The following is a 24,572-nucleotide window of genomic DNA, read 5'->3' on the forward strand; positions in this document are numbered from 1 at the left end:
AGATTTTATGCGTCGCGCCTTGCTCTTCGCTTTTGCGCTGTTCGCCTTGCCAGCCGTGCAAGCAGCAGACCTTCACCCTTTCTCCGTAAGCTACACCGCCGACTGGAAACAGTTGCCCATGAGTGGTTCGGCTGAACGCAGCCTGGCCAAGAATGGCGACGGCACTTGGACCTTGAATTTCAAGGCCTCCATGATGATCGCCAGCCTCACCGAAACCAGCGTGATTCAATTCGACAAGGACACCCTGCAACCGAAGAGCTACACCTTCGAACGCGGTGGCCTGGGCAAGGCGAAGAAGATCAACCTGGACTTCGACCAGACCGCCAAGAAAGTTACCGGTTTTGAAAACAAGGACGCGGTCAACGTGCCCCTGCAAAGCGGCATGCTCGACAAGTCGACCTACCAGTTGGCCCTGCAGCGCGATGTGGCGGCCGGCAAGAAGAGCATGAGCTACAACGTGGTGGAAGGCACTGACGTCGACACCTACGACTTCCGCGTGATCGGCCCGGAAAAGGTCCAGACCAAGGTCGGCTCCATCGACGCGATCAAGGTCGAGCGCGTGCGTGATCCGACTCAGAGCAAGCGCATCACCCAGATGTGGTTTGCCAAGGACCAGGGCGGCATCCTGGTTGCACTGCGTCAGGTAGAAACTGACGGCAAGGAATACAACATCATGTTGCAGGACGGTACTGTTGACGGTAAGGCTGTCAAAGGTAGCTGATCGGTAGCTGGAACAAAGAGCCTCGCAAATGCGGGGCTTTTTTTCGCCCGTCGATTGAGCCGCCCCTGATGCGAACATGAAACTTTTGTCATAAAACTCAGCGCCCTGCGGCGCAATGTCGCGGTTTACGCGGCCTGCAGCACTGTTGCATTTGCTGCAATGAATTGTTGCGCGAAAAGTCGGTTTACTTAGCAAGCTAACAAATCATATAACAAAGGCCTGCGACGACTTGCCGCAGATCCACCAGAGATTGGAGCAAGCAGATGACTGTAAAAGTAACTGAACGCGACGACGAACATATGTCCCACGAAGCACTGGGCCATGGAATTCACATCTGGGATGTACACCAACAAGACCTGTTGGTCGGCATGTTTCACAACGAGAGCGACGCTCATAATTATAAAAACGAGCTCGAAGCCCTTGAGATGAGACGCCAGGCGCAAGGCTCCTGAGACTCTGAAATTCGGCAGGCATCCAGCCCCACACAGCAGCTGGATTGCCTGCAAACAAAAACCCCGCCTTTTGAGCGGGGTTTGTTGTTTCTACAGCCTTACCACATCAGATCATCCGGAATCTGGTACGCCGCGTACGGGTCATCCTCGTCCGGCACCTGGCTTTCCGTCAGGATATTGAGCTGCACGATACGCTCCGGTGCGCGCTCCTGGATCTTCAGCGCGGCTTCGCGCGGGATTACCTCGTAGCTGCCGCCGTGGTGCACGATAGCCAGGGAGCCGTTGCTCAACTTGTTGCGCATCAGCGTGTTGACCGACAGGCGCTTGACCTTCTTGTCATCCACGAAGTTGTAGTAGTCCTCGGTGGTCAGCTTGGGCAGGCGCGACGTCTCGATCAGTTGCTTGACCTGGGCGGTACGGGCCTTGGCCTCGGCTTTTTCCTGCTGTTGGCGGTTCAGCTCCTGGTCGCGCTTGACCTTCTCGGCGTGCGCCTCGGCCGCCAGGCGGGCCTGGGTGTCATCCGCCTCAATCTGACCTTTGTGGACCAGGCGCTGCTGCTTCTGTTTCTCTTTGCCGACCTGCTTGGCCTGCTTTTGGTTGACCAGACCTGCTTTGAGCAACTGGTCGCGAAGGGAAAGGCTCATGGTGCTTACTCACTTAGGCAACTGCTCAACCGCAGCTGGACACATTCTTTTCCTGACGTTTGGCTTCGCCCCACAGGGCGTCCATCGTTTCGAGGGTGCAATCTTCTATGGATTGGTGCGTATCGCGCAATGCCTGTTCGATAAATCGGAAACGTCGTTCGAACTTGGCATTGGCGCCACGCAGCGCGGTTTCCGGGTCGACCTTGAGGTGACGGGCCAGGTTGACCGCCGCGAACAGCAGGTCACCGACCTCATCGGCAATCGCCGCAGAATCGTTGTCGGCCATGGCTTCGAGCACTTCATCGAGCTCTTCGCGCACGTTATCCACCACCGGCAGGGCCGACGGCCAGTCGAAGCCGACCTGGCTGGCGCGCTTCTGCAATTTGGCGGCACGGGACAGGGACGGCAGCGCCGTGGGCACATCGTCCAGCAGGGAAAGTTGCTCCGGCGCGTCGGACTTTTCCGCACGCTCCTCAGCCTTGATCTGCTCCCAGCGCTCCTTGACCTGTTCTTCACTCAGCTGCGGGATGTCCAGCGGTGCATACAGATTGCCCGTGGGGAACACGTGGGGATGACGACGGATCAGCTTGCGCGTGATGCTGTCGATCACCCCGGCGAATTCGAAGCGCCCTTCTTCCCGTGCCAACTGGCTGTAATACACCACCTGGAACAACAGGTCGCCCAACTCGCCTTGCAGGTGATCGAAGTCGCCGCGCTCAATGGCGTCGGCAACTTCGTAGGCTTCTTCCAGGGTGTGCGGGACGATGGTCGCGTAGGTTTGCTTGATGTCCCACGGGCACCCGTATTGCGGGTCCCGCAGGCGGTTCATCAAGTGCAGCAGGTCTTCAAGCGAATACATCATGGGGTTCGGTTACGCCGCGTCTCGATGATATTCGGTAGCTGGGAAATCCGCCCCAGCAACCGCCCCAATGCGTCCAACCCCGGAATCTCGATAGTCAGGGACATCAGCGCGGTATTGTCCTCTTTATTCGAACGGGTGTTGACCGCCAGCACGTTGATCCGCTCATTGAGCAATACTTGCGACACATCCCGCAGCAAGCCGGAACGGTCGTATGCACGAATAATGATGTCCACCGGGTAGGTGAGCACCGGCACCGGGCCCCAGCTGACCTGGATGATCCGCTCCGGCTCACGCCCGCCCAGTTGCAGCACCGAGGCGCAGTCCTGGCGGTGAATGCTCACACCACGGCCCTGGGTGATGTAGCCGACGATGGCGTCGCCCGGCAACGGCTGGCAGCATCCGGCGATTTGGGTCATCAGGTTGCCCACGCCCTGGATCTGGATATCGCCGCGTTTGCCGGGCTTGTAGCCGGTGGCCTTGCGTGGGATCAGTTCCAGCTGTTCGCTGCCGCGTTCCGGCTCGACCAGTTGTTGCGCCAGGTTGACCAGTTGGGCCAGGCGCAAATCGCCAGCACCGAGGGCGGCGAACATGTCTTCGGCGATCTTCATGTTGGCTTTTTCGGCCAACTTGTCGAAGTCCACCTGAGGCAGGCCGAGGCGCCCCAGTTCGCGTTCAAGCAAGGTTTTACCGGCGGCGACGTTCTGGTCGCGCGCCTGCAATTTGAACCAGTGGACGATCTTCGCCCGTGCCCGCGACGTGGTGATGTAGCCCAGGTTCGGGTTCAGCCAGTCGCGGCTCGGCGTGCCGTGCTTGCTGGTGATGATCTCGACCTGTTCACCGGTCTGCAGGCTGTAGTTGAGCGGCACGATGCGCCCATTGATCTTGGCACCCCGGCAGTTGTGGCCGATCTCGGTGTGCACACGGTAGGCGAAGTCCAACGGCGTGGCGCCCTTGGGCAAGTCGATGGCGTGGCCGTCCGGTGTGAAGATGTAGACCCGGTCCGGCTCGATATCCACGCGCAGCTGTTCGGCCAGGCCGCCGATGTCGCCGAGTTCTTCGTGCCATTCCAGCACTTGGCGCAGCCAGGAGATTTTTTCTTCGTACTGGTTGGACCCGGCCTTGACGTCGGTGCCCTTGTAGCGCCAGTGCGCACACACGCCCAGCTCGGCCTCTTCGTGCATGGCGTGGGTGCGGATCTGCACTTCCAGCACCTTGCCCTCGGGGCCGATTACCGCGGTGTGCAGCGAGCGATAGCCGTTCTCCTTGGGGTTGGCGATGTAGTCGTCAAACTCCTTGGGAATGTGCCGCCACAGCGTGTGGACGATGCCGAGCGCGGTATAGCAGTCGCGCATTTCCGGCACCAGCACGCGCACCGCACGCACGTCATAGATCTGGCTGAACGCCAGGCCCTTGCGCTGCATTTTGCGCCAGATGGAATAGATGTGCTTGGCGCGGCCGCTGATGTCGGCTTCGACGCCGGTGGCCTGCAACTCGGAACGCAACTGGTTCATCACGTCGGCGATGAAGCGCTCACGGTCCAGCCGCCGCTCATGCAGCAGCGTAGCGATCTGTTTGTATTGATCGGGTTCGAGGTAGCGGAAGGACAAGTCCTCCAGCTCCCACTTGATATGGCCAATACCCAGACGGTGGGCCAGCGGCGCATAGATATCGAAGACTTCGCGGGCGACGCGGTTACGTTTTTCGTCGTCGGCGGTCTTCACCGCACGGATCGCGCAGGTGCGCTCGGCCAGCTTGATCAGGGCGACACGCACGTCGTCGACCATCGCCACCAGCATCTTGCGCAGGTTCTCGACCTGGCCCTGGGTGCCCAGCACCATGGACTGACGTGGGCTGAGGCTGGCGCTGATCGCGGCCATACGCAGCACGCCGTCGATCAACTTGGCCACCACGGCGCCGAAACGCTGGCTGACGGTGGGCAACTGAATATGCCCTTCACGCACGCCGCGATACAGCACGGCGGCAATCAGTGAATCCTGGTCCAGCTTGAGATCGGCGAGGATCTCGGCGATTTCCAACCCGGTGCGAAAGCTCGAAGTGCCTTCGGCCCACAGGTTCTTGGCCGCATTGTCTTGCTGCTCAGACTCGCGAGCGAACTCGCAGGCTGCTTTCAAGGCTTCACGGTCCAGTGCCGGGTCGACACTGATGGCATGATCCAGCCATGCCTCGAGATTGATACTGCCGTCGGTGTTGATCGGCTGGTGTGCTCTCACCTGTACCATCTTGCTTACCTTCCCTACGACGCACCTTCGATGCGCCAGAATTCATCGCCGACCTTCTACTGCTCCCTGGCAGATCACAGGCCCTGGAGACGACAGGCCGGTCGGATTAAACGGGCATCCTAGCCCGCTTCAAATAACGCCATGGCCTCGACATGCGCGGTTTGCGGAAACATGTCGAGGATCCCGGCACGTTTTAGCCGGTAGCCTTGCTTGACCAACTCAACCGTGTCCCGCGCCAGCGTGGCCGGGTTGCAGGACACATACACCAGACGCTTGGCTCCCAGGGTCGCGAGCTTGCGCACAACCTCCAGGGCACCATCACGGGGTGGGTCCAAGAGTACCGCAGAAAAGCCCTGTTTGGCCCATTCCGCGTCAGTCAAAGGCTGGGACAAATCGGCCTGAAAAAACTGTGCATTATGCAAATCGTTGCTGACAGCGTTGACAGCCGCGCGGTCCACCATGGTCTGCACGCCTTCCACCGCCACCACTTCACGCACCTGGCGCGCCAGTGGCAGGGCGAAGTTGCCCAGGCCGCAAAACAGGTCCAGCACCCGTTCGTCGGGTTGTGGCGCCAGCCATTCCAGGGCCTGTGCGACCATCGCTTCGTTGACCCCGGCGTTGACCTGCACAAAGTCGCCAGGTCGATAGGCCAACTCCAGATCCCATTGTTCCAATCGAAAACCCAAGACCGAATCGACTTCGACCGGCTCAGGTTGACCCTCGCCATGCAGCCACAATTGAGCTTCATGGAAGGCACAAAATTCTTTCAACACCTGCAGGTCAGCTTCCGACAGCGGCGCCATGTGCCGCAACAACACGGCGATGGACGTACCGCTGAACAACTCCACGTGCCCCAGGGCCTGCGGTTTGCTCAGGCGACGCAGCATGTTCGGCAGACGCTGCATGATCGGTTGCAAGGCCTGTACCAGCACCGGGCAATCGTCGATGGCAACAATGTCCTGGCTGGCCACGGCGCGGAACCCTACTTCCAGCTGTTTGGCCTTGGCATCCCAGCGCACGGCCACGCGGGCGCGGCGACGGTAACCGAATTCCCGACCACTCAAAGGCTGGGCCCACTCTTGCGGTTCGACACCGGCCACACGGGACAGTTGCTCGGCGAGCATGCGCTGTTTCAGGGCAAGCTGTTCGGTATGGGGCAAGTGCTGCACGCTGCAACCGCCGCACCGGCCGACATGGGCGCACGGCGCCGGGCGGCGCAATTCGCTGGCCTTGAACACGCGCTCGGTGCGCGCCTCGACAATCTTGCCGTGGCCGCCCAACACCCGCGCTTCGACTTCTTCGCCGGCCAGCGCGCCGTTCACAAACCAGGTGCGGCCTTCAAAGAACACGATGCCACGGCCGTCGTTGGCCAGGCGCTCGATGATCAGGCGCTGTTTCTTGCCCACAGGAATCTGCGGGGCCCGGCTGCCGCCCGTCGGTTGGAAGCGCAGGCCTCTCTCGTGCTTGGCCATCAGTTGGGTTCGTCGAAGATGCCGGTCGACAGGTAGCGGTCGCCTCGGTCACAGATGATCGCGACGATCACCGCGTTTTCCACTTCTTTAGACAAACGCAACATGCCGGCCACCGCGCCACCGGACGACACGCCGCAGAAGATGCCTTCTTCACGGGCCAGGCGGCGGGTGGTGTCTTCGGCTTCGCGCTGGGCCATGTCGATGATGCGGTCTACGCGGGTCGCGTTGTAGATCTTCGGCAGATACTCCTCGGGCCAGCGGCGGATACCGGGAATGGCCGAGCCTTCCATCGGTTGCAGGCCGACGATCTGGATCGCCGGGTTCTGCTCCTTCAGGTAGCGCGAGTTGCCCATGATGGTGCCGGTGGTGCCCATGGAGCTGACGAAATGGGTGATGGTGCCCCCCGTCTGGCGCCAGATTTCCGGGCCGGTGGTGGTGTAGTGCGCCTCGGGGTTGTCGCCGTTGGCGAACTGGTCCAGCACCAGGCCACGGCCTTCGGCGGCCAAGCGCTCGGCCAGGTCCCGTGCGCCCTCCATGCCTTCTTCCTGGGTGACCAGGATCAGCTGGGCGCCGTAGGCGGTCATTGCCGCCTTGCGTTCGGCGCTGCCGTTGTCGGGCATGATCAGGATCATCTTGTAACCCTTGATCGCGGCGGCCATGGCCAGGGCGATCCCGGTGTTACCCGAGGTGGCTTCGATCAGGGTGTCGCCGGGCTTGATCTGCCCGCGCAGCTCGGCGCGGGTGATCATCGACAACGCCGGGCGGTCCTTCACGGAGCCAGCCGGATTGTTCCCTTCAAGCTTGAGCAACAGGGTATTGCTGGTTTCACCCGCCATGCGTTGCAAGCGGACCAGGGGCGTGTTGCCGACGCAATCGGCGATTGTAGGGTACTGCAAGGTCATGGCGTATTCGCAATCCAGACTGCGGGGGCGAACATCATACCGGGAAAGGCCGGCGGGCCATATCACGCAAAGTGTGGTGCTTATGGCTTAAAGGAATAAGGCACCGAATGTTCACTGCTCGCCATGGTTGCGGTTGAACACATCAGGCCCCATCGCCGCAATCTGGCCGTCGATCAACGCATCGAAAGGTTTGAGCAAGGCTTCGAACGAAGCGGGCGACTCCAAGACCTGCAGCGCCTGCACAATCGCTTCCACTGTCGACAGCGCGCCGGGGCCAGGTGCCTTGCGCAGCCGATAGCGGGACACAGCGCCTTCGGCCAATGCCACCCTGGGTAGCGCAGCCAACAACGGATTGAGGTGCAAGAGTTTGCGCGCCTTGCGCCAAGTGCCGTCGGGGACCACCAGCAGCAGCGGCTGATCTACTGGCGCATAGACTTTAAGTGGCTGGGCGTCGTCAGCCGGAAACAGCAGCCGTGCCTGGTAGCCGGGCACGTTCAACAACGCCGGCAGGTCCTCAAAGACCTCTCCCACCACCAACTGCGCGTTGTTCAAACCCAACGCCGCCAGGCGTGCAGTGTTGAGCGCATGGTTGACCTCGCTCGGATGCTGCAACAGCAACACGCGGGTCCGGCTGTCGAGGTTGGGGATCAGCGGGCACAGGCAGTGGGTGACGGGCCGCAGGCAGCGGGAGCATTGGGGTCTGGACATGGTTTATCAGGCCTGGTTGAGCTGGGCTTTGAGCAAGTCGCGGAAAGTCTGGATCAGCGGTTCGCGGCTGCGCCCCCGACGCATGATCATCGAGAATGGCGCCTGGTAGCCGAAGGTCGCCGGCAGCAAGACGCGCAAATCGCCCTTGTCGGCCCAGGCCTGGGCGTAGTGTTCGGGCAAATAACCGATGTAGGCGCCGGACAGCACCAGGATCAACTGCGCCTCCATACTTTCCACGGTGGCTGCACTGTGTTTGAAGCCGTGCCTTGCCAATTCGGCCTGGCTCCAGTAGCCGCGACCGACCATGCGTTGCTGCGTGATCACCTGCTCGGGAATGCGCCGTTCATTGAACAAAGGATGCCGCGTGCTGCAATACAACCAGTGCTGCTCCCGATACAGCGGCATGTAGATCAACCCGCTCATGCGGTTGGAAAACGCGCCGATGGCCAGGTCTAGGCGGTTGTCCTGCACGCCCAGTTGCAGTTCGTAAGGGCTCATCACCGACAGATGCAAGTGCACCGCCGGGTGTTCCAGGCTGTAGGCGCCGATCACTTCGGCGAAGGGTAACGCTTTGTCGCTGACCGTGGAGTCCAGTACACCCAGCTTCAGCGTGCCGCGCAACTCGCCCTTCAACGCGGCGGCGTACTGCTCGAAACCTTCCAGCTCGCCCAACAGGCGCAAGGTTTCCTGATGGAACAACTCGCCCTTGCTGGTGAGGCTGAAACCACCCCGCCCGCGATGACACAGCACCAGGCCCAGTGCCGCTTCCAGCTGACTCATGTAGGTGCTGATGGCGGAAGTGGACAGGTTGAGTTCGTGCTGGGCATTGGCGAACCCCTGGTGCCGCACGACGCTGACGAAGATGCGCAGGAGTTTCAGGTCGGGCAAGGCGTTGGCCATCGGATCTCCGCATTGGTTGGCTTGAACTTACTGTGGTGAGCGGGCTTGCCCCGCGCTGGGTGGCAAAGCCACCCCAAAACCTGACAGCGATTTTTAACTGGATGAATGCGGAGCCTGGGTTAGGGCGGCTTCGCCACCCAGCGCGGGGCAAGCCCGCTCACCACAGAGTTCATGCCTCATAGAGCTTTCTCACACAGTCTACCCCAGGCATTAGTTTAGAAAAATCTGAACTAAGTATTTGCCCCTGCCGATTCTTTCGTTTCCACGTATTTCGCAGAATCGGCCCCTAACAAACAAAACAACGATGAGGCACTCCCGTGGACAAGATTTTCCACCAACCACTGGGCGGCAACGAAATGCCGCGCTTTGCCGGCATCGCCACCATGATGCGACTCCCCCACCTGCAAACCGCCAAGGGCCTGGACGCTGCCTTTATCGGCGTACCCCTGGACATCGGCACCTCGCTGCGCGCCGGTACTCGCTTCGGGCCGCGTGAAATCCGCGCCGAATCCGTGATGATCCGCCCGTACAACATGGCCACCGGCGCCGCACCGTTCGATTCGCTGTCGGTGGCCGACATCGGCGACGTGGCGATCAACACCTTCAACCTGCTCGACGCCGTGCGCATCATCGAAGAAGCCTACGACGAGATCCTCGAACACGACGTGATCCCGATGACCCTGGGCGGCGACCACACCATCACCCTGCCGATCCTGCGGGCGATCCATAAGAAACACGGCAAGGTCGGGCTGGTGCACATCGATGCCCACGCTGACGTCAACGACCATATGTTCGGTGAGAAAATCGCCCACGGCACCACCTTCCGCCGCGCGGTAGAAGAAGGTTTGCTCGATTGCGACCGTGTGGTGCAGATCGGCCTGCGCGCCCAAGGCTACACCGCCGAAGACTTCAACTGGAGCCGCAAACAAGGCTTCCGCGTGGTCCAGGCCGAAGAATGCTGGCACCACTCCCTCGCGCCCTTGATGGCCGAAGTGCGTGAAAAAGTCGGCGGTGGCCCGGTGTACCTGAGCTTTGACATCGATGGCATCGACCCGGCCTGGGCACCGGGCACCGGCACTCCGGAAATCGGTGGGCTGACCACCATCCAGGCCATCGAGATCATCCGTGGCTGCCAAGGCCTCGACCTGATTGGTTGCGACCTGGTAGAAGTTTCGCCGCCCTACGACACCACCGGCAACACTTCGCTGCTGGGCGCCAACTTGCTGTACGAGATGCTCTGCGTACTGCCTGGCGTGGCACATCGCTGATGAGCACTCACGAAGTGCTGCAAGCCGCCGCCGACCTGGTGGCGGCCTTCGCCCGCAATGACCGCGCCGCCTACTTCGGCGCGTTCACGGCGGACGCCAGCTTCGTGTTCTACACCCTGCCCCAGCCACTGCTCAGTCGCGACGCCTACCAGGCGTTGTGGGACAGCTGGCGCCGGGACGAGGGGTTCGAGGTGCTGTCCTGCACCTCGAGCAACGCCTTTGTCAGCCTGCAAGGTGACGTGGCGATTTTCATGCATGACGTGGCCACCGAGCTGCGCATGAACGGGGAGCAATTCACAAGCCAGGAACGCGAGACCATTGTCTTCAAACGGCAAGGGCTTGGCGCAGAACAACAAGAAGGCCTGTGGCTGGCCTGTCACGAACATTTGTCCGCTATGCCGGAAGGGCTGCCGCCCCCTTAGCCAATGTGATCGGAGCAGATCATGAATAATAAAAACAACGATAAAAGTATTCGCAAGATAGAAACCAACGGGGTCGAGCAGATCCCGGACCATGAGCGTACCGCCGGCCCCAAGGATTTGTTCCGACTGATCTTCGGCGGTGCCAATACCTTTGCCACCGCCGTGCTGGGCTCCTTTCCCGTGCTATTTGGCCTGTCGTTCCAGGCGGGTGTCTGGGCGATTGTGCTGGGCGTGCTGGTGGGTGCGCTGATCCTGGCGCCCATGGGCCTGTTCGGGCCGATCAATGGCACCAACAACGCCGTGTCTTCCGGTGCGCACTTTGGCGTGCACGGGCGGATTGTCGGCTCGTTTCTCTCGCTGCTGACGGCGATTGCCTTCTTCTCACTGTCGGTGTGGAGTTCAGGTGATGCGCTGGTGGGCGGTGCGAAACGTCTGATTGGCTTGCCGGAAACCGACCTGAGCCTGGGCCTGGCCTACGGCGTGTTCGCGATTCTGGTGCTGACCGTGTGCATCTACGGCTTTCGCTTCATGCTGTGGGTCAATCGCATTGCCGTGTGGGCGGCGAGCCTGCTGTTCCTGCTGGGGATCTTCGCATTTGCGCCGGCCTTCGACAGCCACTTCGCCGGCACCGTGGCCCTGGGCCAGACCGGCTTCTGGGCGGCCTTTATTGGCGCCGCGCTGGTGGCCATGAGCAATCCGATTTCGTTCGGCGCTTTCCTGGGTGACTGGTCGCGTTACATCCCGCGTGAGACGCCGAAAATACGCATCATGCTGGCAGTGGTCCTGGCGCAAATCGCCACCTTGATTCCCTTCCTGTTCGGCCTGGCCACCGCGACCATCGTGGCGATCAAGGCACCGGACTATATTGCGGCCAACAACTATGTCGGCGGTTTGCTGGCCGTGGCGCCGAGTTGGTTCTTCCTGCCGGTGTGCCTGATCGCGGTGATCGGCGGCATGTCCACCGGCACGACGTCGCTGTATGGCACCGGGTTGGACATGTCCAGCGTATTCCCGCGCCTGCTGTCGCGGGTCAAGGCCACGTTGCTGATCGGGGTGATGTCGATTGCCTTCATCTTTATCGGACGTTTCGCCGCCAACCTGGTGCAGAGCGTGTCGACCTTCGCCGTGCTGATCATCACCTGCACCACGCCGTGGATGGTGATGATGATCATCGGCCTGATCGTGCGTCGCGGCTTCTACTGCCCGGATGACCTGCAGGTGTTCACTCGCGGTGAAACCGGCGGCCGCTACTGGTTCAGCCATGGCTGGAACTGGCGCGGGCTGGGAGCGTGGATCCCGAGTGCGCTGGTGGGCCTGTGCTTCGTCAACCTGCCGGGGCAGTTTGTCGGGCCGCTGGGCAATCTGGCGGATGGCATTGATATCAGCCTGCCGGTGACGCTGGGGCTGGCCTCGGTGGTGTACCTGACCTTGCTTCGTGTGTTCCCGGAACCGGCGGCTGTTTATGGCCCCCAGGGGCCGCTTCGCAGCCCAACGGGAGCAAGCTCCCTCGCCACAAAAAGCGCCTCAATAGCCTAAAAAAATAATCGGAGAACCGCCGTCATGGCTTTGGATTTATTCGTCGTACTCATCTACGCCGCCGGCATGCTCGTGCTCGGCTACTACGGCATGCGCCGCGCCAAGACTCACGAAGACTACCTGGTGGCCGGTCGCAACCTGGGCCCATCGCTGTACATGGGCACCATGGCCGCCACGGTATTGGGCGGGGCATCCACCGTCGGCACCGTGCGCCTAGGCTACGTGCATGGCATCTCCGGCTTCTGGCTGTGTGCCGCGCTGGGCATGGGCATCATTGCGCTGAACCTGTTCCTGGCCAAGCCGCTGTTGAAGCTGAAGATCTTCACCGTGACCCAGGTGCTGGAAAAACGCTACAACCCCATGGCCCGCCAGGCCAGCGCCGTGATCATGCTGGCCTACGCACTGATGATCGGCGTGACCTCGATCCTGGCCATCGGCACCGTGCTGCAAGTGCTGTTCGGCCTGCCGTTCTGGATCTCGGTGCTGCTTGGTGGTGGCGTGGTAGTGGTGTACTCGACCATCGGCGGCATGTGGTCGCTGACTCTCACCGACATCGTGCAATTCGTGATCAAGACCGTCGGCCTGATGTTCATCCTGTTGCCGATCTGTCTGTACCGCGTCGGCGGCTGGGACGAACTGGTGGCCAAGCTGCCCGCGTCGAGTTTCAGCTTCACCGCGATCGGTTGGGACACCATCATCACCTACTTCATGATCTACTTCTTCGGCATCCTGATCGGCCAGGACATCTGGCAGCGGGTGTTCACTGCCCGTGACGAAAAGGTCGCCAAGTACGCAGGCACTTTCGCCGGTTTCTATTGCATCCTCTACGGCCTGGCCTGTGCGCTGATCGGCATGGCCGCGCATGTACTGATCCCGGACCTGGATAACGTCAACAACGCCTTTGCCGCTATTGTGAAAGTGTCGCTGCCGGACGGCATCCGTGGCCTGGTGATTGCCGCAGCACTGGCGGCAATGATGTCCACCGCCAGCGCCGGCCTGCTCGCCGCCTCCACCGTCCTGACCGAAGACCTGCTGCCGCGTCTGCGTGGCGGCAAACAGTCGAGCCTGGCCATCAACCGCCTGTTCACGATGCTGACCGGCATTGCCGTGCTGGGTATCGCCCTGGTGGTGAGCGATGTGATCAGCGCTCTAACCTTGGCCTACAACCTGTTGGTGGGCGGCATGTTGATCCCGCTGATCGGCGCGATCTTCTGGAAGCGCGCCACCACATCAGGCGCCATCACCTCCATGACCCTGGGCTTCGTGACGGCGCTGGTGTTCATGATCAAGGACGGGCTGGATGCAAACACGCCGATCTACTACAGCCTGGCGATTGGGCTGGTGAGTTTTGTAGTGGTGAGTTTGCTGTCGCACCGGCCAGAGGGTGTGGCGGCCAACGCGGTTTGAGATACAACTGGATTTAGAGCGGTTTCTTCAGCGGGCGCGACGTCGGATGTCGTGCCCGTTTTTTTACTCAGCATCCAGGCGGACCTGTTCAAACAAATCACCGCAAGACTTACAGCCAAAATACTGCTCGGTTGCAGGGCATTCGATCTCCCCTGTGGCCCCCGCCCTCACCCGCCAAGTACACGCCTTGCCGCGATACTTCAGTGTGCCTTCGAGGTAACAAGGTGCCCAGTCGTATTCGTCATGCAGCGTGCGTGCGTCAATAGGTTCAGCGCGCTTGAAGAAGGACGCGACTTGTCGCTCATCCAACATAACGTCGCTGGGTCGACAGCGCTCCGGTTCTTCGGAGTGGAAGCCCGAGATGGCAATGCCGTCGATATCCGCAGCGCAGGCCGCGCGCCCGGCAAGTATCATCCATACGCCCAACAACCCTCGCCGCAGGTTCATTGCCACACCGCGCTGCTGGCTTCACCCGGATGTTTGTAGGAAATTTGCGGATGCGTGTAGACGTCCTCCGGTGTCAGGCGGAAATGGCCATACAACTCAGCCACCAACCACCGCAGGGATTGATTCTGCATAGCGGTCACGTCCTCGTAACGGGCAGCATCCAGATGCTTGCCGACCAATTCAATTCCCAAAGAGTCCGCGTTCATCGGGTATCGCTCAGGGTAGTCCTTGGTGCGCTCATAGCGGTCCAGCGCTCGAATCTGCAAGGTCCAGGTGAGTGCCTGGATAGGTTGGATTTGAGCGGTATCGCACGTCGCCTTATCCGTTGCCAGGCACTTGGAGCGCAGGTAGCGCCCAACGTGGTAACAGCGTTTTTTGAGGCTCGCCGTCTGATAGATCACGCCGTTTTTCTCGATGAGAAAGTGCGCTCCATTGCCCTTGGCAAGGTAAGCATTAAAGGTGTGTTGCGCCGTCTGAGCGTCCGTCTGGTGGACTACCAAAGCGCTCACGCTACGCAAATCCCCATGCTCGATCGTTGGAAACCGACGGAGTTCGACTCTTTCGGAAATCAACATGCCTTCGCTATCAATGCTCGACATTCCAATGCCCATTCATCCATGTGAAGGCAAAAATATAGAAGGAAGAACCGGGAAAAGGGCACGGATGACAAAATAAGAAGAAGGCTCTGACAATGAGGCATGCCTCGTCAGACAGTTGCGGACACTACGAAATGTACAGCGAATACAGCCTGATTACAGGGAACCGAACACGCCCTGAAGAACGACCCAAGGTGTCAGCGCCCGCGCGATTGAATCGCGTGAGCGCTTCCAGGACTTACCTGCGACGTGGGCGACGCTGCTCGTCATCGGTGCGAATCGGCACGGGTTGCAGCGGAGGCTCGATCAAGCCCAGTGCAACACCCAGATCATGGAGCCAGTTTTGAATTTTCTCTTTCATGGTTGCCCCCTTTGAGGGTAATGCTGGTAGGCGCAAGTTCTGTCGCCTTTTCCTACAGTGATAGTAGCCCTAAGTCCTACGTAATGCTTGAACGAAACCACAACGAACTATTACTGAATTCATCAAAATCCTGACGGATCGCTCAAGCAATGGCGCGCGTGTCGTGCAGGACCGCAGTCTTGCTGGCTTGCTGCAGGTCGATCCATGCGTTGAGGTTAGCGCCGAGCATACCCTTTCGCCACATCAGCCAGGTGGTGGCAGTGGCAAAAGGCCCTTTCAACGGATGAACGGACACGCTGTCCTTGCCTGGCAAACTCTCCAGCATGGATTCGGACATCAACGCCACCCCGGACCCGGCGATCACGCACGCCAGCATGCCCTGATAAGACTCGATCTCAATCGCCCGGCCCATGGCCACGCGCTCATGGGAAAACCAGGTTTCCAGGCGGGAGCGATAGGCGCAGCTGCGACGGAAGGTGAACACCGAACGCCCCGCCACATCCTGCGGCCCCTGTACGGGCGGATGGTCGGCCTCGCAGATCAGCACCAGGCGTTCTTCGCACAGAGGCACACCGTCCAGGGAAGCGATGGTGATGGGGCCGTCCACAAATGCCGCATCCAACCGGCCGGTGATCAACCCTTCGAGCAGCTCTCCGCTGGGTGCCGATTGCACCTGAAGGTTCACCATCGGGTAGGCCTTGTGATAGCCCGCCAGCAGTTTCGGCAAGTGCACCGCCGCTGTGCTGTACATGCTGCCCACCACAAAATCGCCGGCCGGCTGCCCGCCTTGCACCGCGCCGTGGGCTTCGTCGTGTAGGGCCAGCAGTCGAGTGCTGTAGTCCAGCAACACCTTGCCGGCCGGTGACAGCTGCAAGCGCTGGCGCTCACGCACGAACAGCTCTACGCCGAGCTGCTCCTCCATTTGCTTGAGGCGCGTCGACAGGTTCGACGGCACCCGATGCAAGCGCTCAGCCGCGCGCGTGATGGAGCCCTCTTCCGCCACCGCCTGGAAAATGCGCAATTGACTGAACTCCATACCTTTCTCCAAAACTGAACAAGTTACTCACTATTATTCATTTTTGCAGAAAGTCAATCCACTTTAGCCTGAGGGTATTCGTTTACTCGCAGGAATACTGATCATGTCTCCTTTAGTTCGCTTACTCGCCAGCTTTGTCGCCCTGATGATGGCGATGGGGATTGGCCGTTTCGCCCTTACCCCACAAATGCCCCATCTGCTCAGTGAAGGGCAGATCGACCTGACCGGCGCCGGCCTGATTGCCGCCGCCAACTACCTGGGCTACTTCGTCGGCGCGGTAGATTCGATCTTCGCGCGCAGCCACCATCATGTCCGTGGGCGTTTGTATGGCGGGTTGTGGCTGTGCGTGCTGCTGACCCTGGCGTCGTACTGGGCCCACGGGTTCTGGCCGCATCTGTTGCTGCGCTTTGGGACCGGTGTCGCGAGTGCCTGGGCCCTGGTAATGATCACCAGCCTGAGCCAGCCGCTGGCGATTGCCGCCGGGCGTCCGCGCCTGGGTGCCTTGGTTTTTGCCGGGCCGGGGCTGGGGATTTTGTTGACCGGTTTGCTGGCGCTGGGCTCCAACCTGATGGGGCAAAACTCGGGCACGTTGTGGCTGGTATATGGCGCGGTGGCGCTGGTGATGTTGCTGTCCATCTTGCCTTTCCTGCCCAAACCCTCCCCCACCGGTACGCCCGTTGCCGGGCACGTCGACGCTGGCAGCAACGGCAGCATCGCGCATTTGTGCTGGATTTATGTGTTGTATGGTCTTGGCTACATCATCCCGGCGACGTTCCTGTCGCAGATGGCCAGCGCGCAATTCAAAGGTGCCTGGCAAGCCGACCTGTTCTGGCCATGCTTTGGCCTGGCCGCCGCGATTGGCGTAGTGGTGGCAACCCTGCGCCGCAAGGACCCAGACACCACTCGCCGCTGGCTGATGACCACATTGTGGCTGCAAGCGGCCGGGGTGTTTGCCTGCTTGCTGGGCAATGGCTGGGGCCTGGCACTGGGGGTGTTGTTGTGCGGCGGGCCATTCCTGGCTTGCATGCAGTTGGTGATGGCCCGCCTGCGGGACGTCGCGCCCCACGGCTACCAGCGCAGCACCGGACTGCTCACCGCCAGCTTCGCCATCGGCCAGTTGAGCGGGCCGTTGCTGGCCTCGGTCAGCAGCCACCTGAGTGGTGGGCTGCAACCGGCATTGGTGGTGGCTGGCGCTGGCTTGCTGGTGGCGGGCTCGATCCTGGTCAGCCGGCAACCAGCGGTGCAGGCACACGCCCCTGTTCACGCCGCGCCAACACCAGGAAAAACAGCCCACCCAGGAAGCAGCCGGTAAACCAGGCAAAGTTGGCCATGCCCTGCAACGCCGGGGTAAAGGTGATCGCGACGCCCACCAGCGTCGCGGGCACCAGCGCCTTGACTGCCGTCCAGTTCACACCGCCGTCGAAGTAGTAGCGTCCGCTCGGGCTGTCATCGAACAACGCGTCCACGTCGATCTGCTGTTTTTTGATCAGGTAGAAATCCACCAGCAGGATGCCAAACAGTGGCCCGATAAAGGCCGCGAGGATATCCAGGGTGTAGTGGATCATCAGCGGGTTATTGAACAGGTTCCATGGTGTGATGAAGATCGACGCTACTGCGGCGATCATCCCACCCGCACGCCAGCTGATCTTGCTCGGTGCGACGTTGGCGAAGTCAAAGGCTGGGGACACGAAGTTGGCGACGATATTGATACCGATGGTCGCAGTGACAAAAGCAAACGCCCCCAGCAACACCGCCATGCTGTTATCGATGCGCGAAACCGTGGCAATCGGGTCATGCAGCATTTCGCCAAACACCGGCAAGGTGCCCGAGACGATCACCACGGTGACCAGGGAAAACGCCAGGAAATTCACCGGCAAGCCCCAGAAGTTACCGCGTCGCACGTCCTGCATGCTGCGGCAGTAGCGGCTGAAATCACCGAAGTTCAGGGTCGGCCCGGAAAAGTACGACACCACCAACGCCGTCGCCACGATCACCTGGCCGAAGGCCTGCCAGCCCGACAGTGATTTTTCCGCCAGGGTGAAGCTGATGTTCGACCAGCCCGCCTTCCACACGATCCAACCCGCCAGGGCGAACATCACCGCGTAGACCACCGGCCCGGCCCAATCGATAAAACGCCGGATGGATTCCATGCCGGCCCAGAACACCGCCGCTTGCAACAGCCACAGACTGAGGAAGCCAAACCAACCAAGGTAGGACAAGCCCGCAAAATGCGGCTCCGCGTACACCGCCATCTGTGGGAAGAAGCGCAGCACCACGATGATCAAGGCGCTCGACGCCAGGTATGTCTGAATCCCATACCAGGCCACCGCGATCAAGCCGCGAATCACCGCAGGAATGTTCGCGCCAAACACACCAAATGCCAGGCGACAGATCACGGGGTAAGGCACCGCAGCCTGCTGGCTCGGTTTGGCTACCAGATTGGCGATCACTTGCACGATGCAGATCCCGGCGAGCAAGGCGATCAGCACCTGCCAACTGGCGAGGCCCAGGGCGAAGAGGCTGGCAGCGAACACATAACCGCCGACGCTGTGCACGTCGCTCATCCAGAAGGCGAAAATGTTGTACCAGTTCCACTTTTGCGGCAACGGGCCCAGGTCTTGGTTATACAGGCGTGGGCTGTAGCCTTCGGGCAATTGTTCGGTCATCGCGGGGCTCCTCGAAATACCGGCCTGCGCTTCCGTCACGGGTGTGCATACGGGAGGCGGCCTGGTTTGTATACGAGGCATTCAGCAGAATGCGTGCCAATTGAGCCCAATCCCTCTGGAACGGCGTTCCAAAGGGAGGGGAACAGGCTTGGATGCAGGGCCTACGCTCAGCAACGGTGCACAAAAATCCTGTACACAATCAGCGCTGCACTCGATGTGCACACAGATAACCTGCCGTGCAGCAGGCAGCAGTCAGGAAGGTGCCCCACGCCATGTCCATGACCGCCAACTGCACAGACCAACCTTGCAGCGTGGCCCAGTTACTCAGGTCATAGGTGCCGTAGGCCACCAGGCCCAGCAAGGCACCCAGGCGTGCCGCGCGCTGCCAGCTTGCGCTGGGCAAGACCACGAACACCACGCAACCTAGCACGTAAAGGAGATAGAAGAGTGTGGCGGGCAACAGGCGGGGTTGGTCCAGCATCAGTGGACCCAGCAGGGATTTGTAGGTGGGGCCCATGAGGACACCGAGCCAGAGGCCGTCCAGGATCAGGAAGGCGAGCAACGTGCCGAAGTAGGCGAACAGCGATTTCTTGCTCATTGATGCAACCTCTGTAGACGCCGACGGGCGTCTACAGAAGAGCAAATCGGGGTCAGCTTAGTTCAATGTGATCCGCATGGATCACGATCTGGCCCTGCTTGTACAACGCACCAATGGCCTTCTTGAAGTTACCCTTGCTCACACCGAACAAGTTGCTGATCACGGCCGGATCGCTCTTGTCGCTGACCGGCAAGCTGCCGTTGTTTTCACGCAACTTGGCGAGGATCTTCGAGTTGAGGCTGGAGGCGGCTTCCTGGCCAACCGGCTGCAGGCTCAGGCTGATGTTGCCATCGGCGCGGATCTCTTTGATAAAGCCTTTTTCTTCTTTACCTGGGCGCAGGAACTTGAACACTTCGTTCTTGTGGATCAGGCCCCAGTGTTTGTTGTTGATGATCGCCTTGAAGCCCATGTCAGTGGCTTCGGCCACCAGCAGGTCGACTTCCTGGCCTACCTGGTAGTTGGCCGGCGTCTTATCCAGGTAGCGATCCAGGCGCGCAGTGGCGGTGATGCGCTTGGTGTGCTTGTCGAGGTAGACGTGCACCACGCAATATTCGCCTGCGGTCATCTGGCGTTTTTCTTCCGAATACGGCAGCAACAGGTCCTTGGGCAGGCCCCAGTCGAGGAACACGCCAATGCTGTTGACTTCTACCACTTTCAAACTGGCGAACTCACCCACTTGGACTTTGGGCTTTTCAGTGGTGGCGATAAGTTTGTCATCGCTGTCCAGATAAATGAAAACGTTAAGCCAGTCTTCATCTTCACTGGGAATATCTTTGGGGATATACCGATTAGGCAAGAGGATTTCGCCATCTTGCGCACCGTCCAGGTACAAACCAAAGTTAGTGTGTTTAACCACTTGCAAGCTGTTGTAGCGCCCGACCAAAGCCATTTTCAATACCCTCATTACGTGGGCGGCATTCTACCCGAGTTGCGCTCGCCACGCGCGCGTGCCTGAAAAATCGCGGGTTGCCATGGCGCTGCCCCGCTCGTCTGATCAATCGGCCCATTTTTTTCCAGGCAGTCGGCCGCGGACAGCTGCATGGTTTCGAGTTAAAACAGTAAGTTAGGGGATTATTTCAGCGATCAACTTCGGCTACTTCCCACCGTCCCAGTTATTCCCGGGGGATATTTGCCAAGCAATTGTCAAGTATTTCCTGTACGATGCCTGGCCAAGTTAATTTTCTACAGGTTAGTGGCCGCCATGCGCGTAAAAGCATCCAACAGCAAAGCAAAGCCAGCTCCCGCCGTTGAAACCAGCGAATCGATCAACAGCCAGATTGCTGCCTTCCTCAAGTCCGGCGGCGAAATCCAGCAGATTGCCAAGGGCGTGAGCGGCCAGACTTTCGGCCCATCCAAGCAGATCAGCCTGGGTAAGAAGTAATACCGCGCAACACACCTGGTCCCTAAGCGTCTTGCCTTCAAGGCGCTAGGACTAGAGCCCGAAAGACCCTCTGCAATACCCTCAATCACGCGCTAATCGACGAACGGGCCTCACCGCCTGGTATTCGCCGGTATGCTTGCACACGTCTAGCACGGGCATCTGCCCGATTTTCTCCGTCACTGCTCCTCGCTTTTCATGGAGTGAAGCATGTTCAAACCCTGCATGTTCCTGGTCGGCGCCCTGATTGCCAGCCCTCTCGCCGAAGCCCAGATCTTCCAGCGTGAATTGGGTGACTTCGACTTGAAATTGGGCACGACGCCCAGTCGCAGCATGGCCCAGGGCCTGGTCAAGCCGACGTCTCCCGGCAGCGATTCGTTCCATGGCGGGCTGGACCTGAGTCACGACAGCGGCCTGTACTTCGGCCAGTTTTCACCGAACATGGGCCTGTCCTCGTCCAGCAACCTCGAAGTCGATTCCTACATGGGCTTCAAGCATCCCTTCGACCAGACCCTGGGCTACGAAGTGGGCCTGATCCACTACAGCTACCCCAAGCTCAGCCCCCTCGACAGCCAGGAGTTCTACGGTGGCCTGAACCTATTGGGCAATCGCTTCGGCGCCTCTTTCAGCAACGACCCGGACCGCCAGGACAGCACCCTGTTTGCTGACCTCGGCGGCACCCAGCCGTTCGGCATTGGCGTCAGCATGAAGTACACCACTCATCAGTTGGGCACGCCGGTTTCAGTGGAGGGCGGCTCCATCCGCACCTTCAGCGACTGGTCGGTGCAATTCTCCCGACAGTGGATGGGCGTGGACTTGAACCTGATCTACAGCGACTCCAGCCTCAGCGGCGGGGATTGCTCGGCCTATTCCGGACACAACTCGCAATGCGATGGCCTGTTGACGTTGAAGGCCGCACGGTCGTTTTATTGAGGGGATGAACTGTCGCACCCGGCGCGGGTTCACATGTGATAACCCACTCTGCGAAGGACCCGCCCATGCTGCGTCGGCTCAAACTACTGGTGGTACTGCTGACCCTGAGCCTGGTGCTCGCCGGTTGCAATCGCGTGGGCCTGGCCTATCGCAACCTCGACGTGATCATCCCCTGGACCCTCAACGACTACCTGGACATGAACGCCGGGCAGAAGAGCTGGTTCAACGACAAGCTCAAGGAACACCTGGCCTGGCACTGCACCACCCAACTGCCGGGTTACCTGGATTGGCTGGACCGCCTGCAACGGATGGCCGACGACAACCAGGTCACCGACGCCGCGCTCCAGGCCCGCACCACCGAAGCCAAACAGGCCATCGACGACGTCGCCCGTGAGATCACGCCCTCCGCCATCGAACTGCTCCAAGGCCTGGACGACCAGCAGGTCAAGGAAATGAGCGACGCCCTGGCCAAGGACCTGCGCAAACGCCAGGACGAATACCTCAAGCCGCCCCTGGCCCAGCAGATCAAGGAGCGCGCCGAGCGCATGAACAAGCGCCTGGACGCCTGGATCGGCCCGCTCAGCGCCAGCCAGCAGCACCGCGTGACCGCCTGGTCCATTGCACTGGGCGAGCAGAACCAGGAATGGATCGGCAATCGCGCCCGCTGGCAGGCGCAGTTTATCGACGCCGTGCAACAGCGCAAAAACGCCGACTTCCCACAAAAAATGCAGCAGTTGCTGGTGGACCGCGAAAGCCTGTGGACCCCGCAATACCGCAGCGCCTACGCACAGACGGAAGCTGCGGCCCGCAGCCTGATTGTCGACGTGATGGCCGAAAGCACCGTGCAGCAACGGCAGAAGCTCACCCAGAAGATCGACAAGGTGCGTAGCGATTTCCAGGCGCTCAAATGCTTGAAAAGTGCGCAGTCCTAGCGGGGGGCCAAGGTTCCCAACCAGGCCACCAGCGCCAGGATCAGCACCACCGCCCCAAACTCCAGGGTGATGCTGCGACGCAAGGCTTCACGCGCTGCTCGGTGGTCACCCACCGCCAGGGAGCGCTGCAACAACGGCGTCAGGTGTGAGCGATTAAGCGCCGCCAGCCCCAACATCAATCCAAACAACCCCAACTTCAAGCACAACAGGATCGCGTAGACGCCGCCCGTAATGCCATTCAGGTTCGGCCCGACCACAAACAGATAATTCGCCACGCCCGTGCCAATCAGCACCACGACGAAGACCGCGCCGACACGCTCGAAGCCTGCCAAGGCATGTGCCAACGCTGGCACCGCCTGCTCAGATGTACTCCTCAACATCAGCCCGAACGCCGCCAATGCCCCGACCCAGCCCGCCGCCGCCAGCAGATGCGCACTGTCGCTGAGAAGATGCCAAAGCCCCAACGAGCCTTCATGCATCACCCCATGCCCGGTCCAGGCCAGCGTCACCAACGCGATACCGCCGAACCCGGTGGCCAACCGGGTATTGAGTGCAACCAGAACCAGCGCCGCAATCCGCAGCCACCACGTCCAGCCCAATTCGGTGTGCCAGAGCATCATCTGCAGGTGCGTCCACAGCGTTGGCCAATCCTCGGCACCGCTCATGGACTGAGTCATGGACAGCAACGACGCCACCGACAGCAGCAAACCCAGTGCCGCCAATGCCCGTAGCTGAAGCTTCAGATTCAGCAACCGGCTGTCTGCATACAGGCCGAACAGCCCCAGTCCAAACAGCAGCATCAAGTCCAGATACAGGGCGAAGCGCAGTAACACCGGGACCAGTTCACTCATGGCTGGACGCTGAACACCACATTGCCAAGGATCGGGTGGGTATCGGACGACACAGCGCGCCAATCCACCCGATAGGTACCCGCCGTCAGCGTGGAGGCCGGCTTGATCAGCATCACTTTTGGATCAGCACTGGCGGCGACACTGGCCTTTACCGGCATTGGCGAATTGGGCATGCCGGGCATATCGGTCATGGTCAGCTTGGCGCCGGAAAACTGCGTCAGCAGGTTTTCCGAGAAGCGCAGTTCGATCACTTCGGGGGCAACACCTTGGGCACCGGATGCCGGGCTGGAAGACAGCAGCGTGGGATGGGCTGAAGCCGCCACGCTGGTGCATAACACAACGCCCGCCAGGGCGGTTTTCAACATCGACATGCAAGGCTCCAGGCCGCTCATGGCGGCGAGTTATTGGAAGAGTAAAAACATCAGAACCACAAGCGCACGCCCACGACCCAACGCAGCTGCCGCGTGTCTTCACCTTCATCCCTGGCGTATTGCGCGGTCTGGCCGTAGCTGCGATTCCAGGTCACGCCCACATAGGGCGCAAATTCGCGGCGCACTTCGTAACGCAGCCTCAAGCCCAGCTCACTGTCTGACAGGCCCGAACCGACGCCGCGCTGCGGATCGTTGCGCCCATAAAAGTTGAGTTCGGCGGTGGGCTGCAGGATCAGTCGATTGGTCAGCAGGATGTCGTAGTCGCCCTCCAGCCGCGAAGCAGTGCGCCCGGCTTCACCGACAAACACCGTGGCTTCGACTTCAAAGTTGTACAGCGCCATGCCCTGCGCGCCGAAGGCCGTCCAGGTCTGGCCGTCACCGGGTTTGAAGTCCTGGCGCACACCGCCAACAAGGTCCCACCAAGGACTGATGGCATGCCCCCACAACGCCTGGACTTCAGCGCTTTCGGTGCGACCGGCACTGCGCTCGCCTTCGCTGCGCAGCCACAGGCGATCGATATCACCACCGGCCCAGCCCTTGATATCCCAGTTCAGCGCGCCGTCGCCCTCGCCGCCTTGCCATTCCAACTGGTTGATCAGCAGCAGGGAATGGATGCCACTGTCGTGAACCACGTGCCCACCGGGCGCGTTGTAGACCGCAGCGCGATCGGCGTCCGTCAATATGGGGATCGGTGTGCGGCTCTCGGTGAGCGCCGGTGTCGCCGGGCTCATGCCTTGGAATTCATCGGCCTGTGCCAGCGGAACAAACGCCAACGCGATTAAGCCGGATAAGACACGACGGCTCATGCT

At 60.5% G+C, this 24,572-nt stretch carries 27 protein-coding genes; 10 read left to right on the plus strand and 17 right to left on the minus strand.

Going from position 1 to position 24,572, the window contains the following annotated elements; translation table 11 throughout:
• Positions 1-7 precede the first annotated feature (7 nt).
• Positions 8-721: a DUF3108 domain-containing protein gene (locus OZ428_RS24495; protein WP_033900686.1), complete on the plus strand. Its 714-nt coding sequence runs from the start codon at positions 8-10 to the stop codon at positions 719-721.
• 263 nt (positions 722-984) lie between these two features.
• Complete coding sequence (locus OZ428_RS24500) at positions 985-1,173, plus strand: hypothetical protein (RefSeq protein ID WP_010208657.1); 189 nt, start codon at positions 985-987, stop codon at positions 1,171-1,173.
• Positions 1,174-1,271: 98 nt separating this feature from the next.
• Here OZ428_RS24500 and OZ428_RS24505 read toward each other — a convergent pair whose 3' ends face one another.
• The 7 genes from OZ428_RS24505 to OZ428_RS24535 form a co-directional block, all read right to left on the minus strand.
• Complete coding sequence (locus tag OZ428_RS24505) at positions 1,272-1,817, minus strand: DUF2058 domain-containing protein (RefSeq protein ID WP_016976511.1); 546 nt, start codon at positions 1,815-1,817, stop codon at positions 1,272-1,274.
• Positions 1,818-1,842: 25 nt separating this feature from the next.
• Positions 1,843-2,676 (minus strand): nucleoside triphosphate pyrophosphohydrolase, encoded by an 834-nt coding sequence (gene mazG / locus OZ428_RS24510; protein WP_269134220.1) that lies wholly within the window; start codon positions 2,674-2,676, stop codon positions 1,843-1,845.
• A complete protein-coding gene (gene relA / locus OZ428_RS24515; RefSeq protein WP_033900680.1) occupies positions 2,676-4,919 on the minus strand; it encodes a GTP diphosphokinase in 2,244 nt (747 codons plus the stop codon). The genes mazG and relA overlap by 1 nt, the downstream gene beginning before the upstream one ends.
• Positions 4,920-5,038: 119 nt before the next feature.
• Positions 5,039-6,391 (minus strand): 23S rRNA (uracil(1939)-C(5))-methyltransferase RlmD, encoded by a 1,353-nt coding sequence (gene rlmD / locus OZ428_RS24520; protein WP_269131591.1) that lies wholly within the window; start codon positions 6,389-6,391, stop codon positions 5,039-5,041.
• Positions 6,391-7,293 (minus strand): cysteine synthase CysM, encoded by a 903-nt coding sequence (gene cysM, locus OZ428_RS24525; protein ID WP_033900675.1) that lies wholly within the window; start codon positions 7,291-7,293, stop codon positions 6,391-6,393. The genes rlmD and cysM overlap by 1 nt, the downstream gene beginning before the upstream one ends.
• A 111-nt stretch (positions 7,294-7,404) precedes the next feature.
• A complete protein-coding gene (locus tag OZ428_RS24530; protein ID WP_269131592.1) occupies positions 7,405-8,001 on the minus strand; it encodes a tRNA-uridine aminocarboxypropyltransferase in 597 nt (198 codons plus the stop codon).
• A 6-nt stretch (positions 8,002-8,007) separates the two neighbouring features.
• The gene (locus OZ428_RS24535) at positions 8,008-8,901 is read right to left on the minus strand and encodes a LysR family transcriptional regulator (protein WP_028617381.1); all 894 of its coding nucleotides are present in this window, start codon (positions 8,899-8,901) and stop codon (positions 8,008-8,010) included.
• 317 nt (positions 8,902-9,218) lie between these two features.
• Here OZ428_RS24535 and speB point away from each other — a divergent pair, with 317 nt between their 5' ends.
• The 4 genes from speB to OZ428_RS24555 are packed head-to-tail and all read left to right on the plus strand — an operon-like array spanning position 9,219 to position 13,534.
• On the plus strand, positions 9,219-10,169 hold the full coding sequence (gene speB / locus OZ428_RS24540) for an agmatinase (RefSeq protein ID WP_033900672.1): 951 nt from the start codon (positions 9,219-9,221) through the stop codon (positions 10,167-10,169).
• A complete protein-coding gene (locus OZ428_RS24545; RefSeq protein ID WP_269131593.1) occupies positions 10,169-10,591 on the plus strand; it encodes a YybH family protein in 423 nt (140 codons plus the stop codon). Before speB ends, OZ428_RS24545 begins: the two co-directional genes overlap by 1 nt.
• Before the next feature lie 21 nt (positions 10,592-10,612).
• The gene (locus tag OZ428_RS24550) at positions 10,613-12,127 is read left to right on the plus strand and encodes a purine-cytosine permease family protein (protein WP_016976503.1); all 1,515 of its coding nucleotides are present in this window, start codon (positions 10,613-10,615) and stop codon (positions 12,125-12,127) included.
• Between the two features lie 24 nt (positions 12,128-12,151).
• Entirely contained in the window at positions 12,152-13,534 is a 1,383-nt protein-coding gene (locus tag OZ428_RS24555) for a sodium:solute symporter (RefSeq protein WP_269131594.1), read from the plus strand.
• A gap of 63 nt (positions 13,535-13,597) precedes the next feature.
• Here OZ428_RS24555 and OZ428_RS24560 read toward each other — a convergent pair whose 3' ends face one another.
• From OZ428_RS24560 to ptrR, 4 genes are all read right to left on the minus strand, one after another.
• Positions 13,598-13,981, minus strand: coding sequence for a hypothetical protein (locus OZ428_RS24560; protein WP_269131595.1), 384 nt, complete (start codon positions 13,979-13,981; stop codon positions 13,598-13,600).
• Complete coding sequence (locus OZ428_RS24565; protein WP_269131596.1) at positions 13,978-14,580, minus strand: peptidoglycan recognition protein family protein; 603 nt, start codon at positions 14,578-14,580, stop codon at positions 13,978-13,980. Before OZ428_RS24565 ends, OZ428_RS24560 begins: the two co-directional genes overlap by 4 nt.
• A gap of 235 nt (positions 14,581-14,815) precedes the next feature.
• The gene (locus OZ428_RS24570; RefSeq protein ID WP_003193089.1) at positions 14,816-14,938 is read right to left on the minus strand and encodes a PA1414 family protein; all 123 of its coding nucleotides are present in this window, start codon (positions 14,936-14,938) and stop codon (positions 14,816-14,818) included.
• A 142-nt stretch (positions 14,939-15,080) separates the two neighbouring features.
• Positions 15,081-15,974 carry a putrescine utilization regulator PtrR gene (gene ptrR / locus OZ428_RS24575; protein ID WP_269131597.1) on the minus strand — a complete coding sequence of 298 codons (894 nt, stop codon included), beginning with the start codon at positions 15,972-15,974 and terminating at the stop codon, positions 15,081-15,083.
• Positions 15,975-16,077: 103 nt separating this feature from the next.
• Between ptrR and OZ428_RS24580 the strand changes: the two genes are divergently transcribed.
• The gene (locus OZ428_RS24580; protein ID WP_269131598.1) at positions 16,078-17,286 is read left to right on the plus strand and encodes an MFS transporter; all 1,209 of its coding nucleotides are present in this window, start codon (positions 16,078-16,080) and stop codon (positions 17,284-17,286) included.
• Here the strand turns inward: OZ428_RS24580 and OZ428_RS24585 are convergent.
• The 3 genes from OZ428_RS24585 to OZ428_RS24595 all read right to left on the minus strand — a co-directional run bounded on the left by OZ428_RS24585 (position 17,198) and on the right by OZ428_RS24595 (position 20,127).
• Complete coding sequence (locus OZ428_RS24585) at positions 17,198-18,640, minus strand: NCS1 family nucleobase:cation symporter-1 (protein WP_269131599.1); 1,443 nt, start codon at positions 18,638-18,640, stop codon at positions 17,198-17,200. The genes OZ428_RS24580 and OZ428_RS24585 overlap by 89 nt on opposite strands.
• 199 nt (positions 18,641-18,839) lie before the next feature.
• Positions 18,840-19,238 (minus strand): DUF2177 family protein, encoded by a 399-nt coding sequence (locus tag OZ428_RS24590; protein WP_269131600.1) that lies wholly within the window; start codon positions 19,236-19,238, stop codon positions 18,840-18,842.
• Positions 19,239-19,290: 52 nt separating this feature from the next.
• Complete coding sequence (locus OZ428_RS24595; protein WP_269131601.1) at positions 19,291-20,127, minus strand: CvfB family protein; 837 nt, start codon at positions 20,125-20,127, stop codon at positions 19,291-19,293.
• A gap of 312 nt (positions 20,128-20,439) precedes the next feature.
• Here OZ428_RS24595 and OZ428_RS24600 point away from each other — a divergent pair, with 312 nt between their 5' ends.
• The 3 genes from OZ428_RS24600 to OZ428_RS24610 all read left to right on the plus strand — a co-directional run bounded on the left by OZ428_RS24600 (position 20,440) and on the right by OZ428_RS24610 (position 22,481).
• On the plus strand, positions 20,440-20,619 hold the full coding sequence (locus tag OZ428_RS24600; RefSeq protein WP_003193095.1) for a hypothetical protein: 180 nt from the start codon (positions 20,440-20,442) through the stop codon (positions 20,617-20,619).
• Positions 20,620-20,826: 207 nt separating this feature from the next.
• Complete coding sequence (locus OZ428_RS24605) at positions 20,827-21,549, plus strand: TorF family putative porin (protein ID WP_269131602.1); 723 nt, start codon at positions 20,827-20,829, stop codon at positions 21,547-21,549.
• A gap of 65 nt (positions 21,550-21,614) precedes the next feature.
• The gene (locus tag OZ428_RS24610; protein WP_269131603.1) at positions 21,615-22,481 is read left to right on the plus strand and encodes a DUF6279 family lipoprotein; all 867 of its coding nucleotides are present in this window, start codon (positions 21,615-21,617) and stop codon (positions 22,479-22,481) included.
• Here the strand turns inward: OZ428_RS24610 and copD are convergent.
• From copD to OZ428_RS24625, 3 genes are read right to left on the minus strand one after another with little or no spacing between them, the layout of a single operon-like run.
• Positions 22,478-23,332, minus strand: a complete 855-nt coding sequence (gene copD, locus OZ428_RS24615; protein WP_269131604.1) for a copper homeostasis membrane protein CopD — start codon at positions 23,330-23,332, stop codon at positions 22,478-22,480. The two genes, OZ428_RS24610 and copD, sit on opposite strands and share 4 nt — an antisense overlap.
• Positions 23,329-23,703, minus strand: a complete 375-nt coding sequence (gene copC / locus OZ428_RS24620) for a copper homeostasis periplasmic binding protein CopC (protein ID WP_269131605.1) — start codon at positions 23,701-23,703, stop codon at positions 23,329-23,331. Before copC ends, copD begins: the two co-directional genes overlap by 4 nt.
• Positions 23,704-23,753: 50 nt before the next feature.
• The gene (locus OZ428_RS24625; RefSeq protein WP_269131606.1) at positions 23,754-24,569 is read right to left on the minus strand and encodes a copper resistance protein B; all 816 of its coding nucleotides are present in this window, start codon (positions 24,567-24,569) and stop codon (positions 23,754-23,756) included.
• Between the last annotated feature and the right edge of the window lie 3 nt (positions 24,570-24,572).

Origin of the sequence: Pseudomonas sp. GXZC (assembly GCF_026967615.1) — a bacterium.
In the GTDB taxonomy this organism is placed as follows: domain Bacteria; phylum Pseudomonadota; class Gammaproteobacteria; order Pseudomonadales; family Pseudomonadaceae; genus Aquipseudomonas; species Aquipseudomonas azotoformans_A.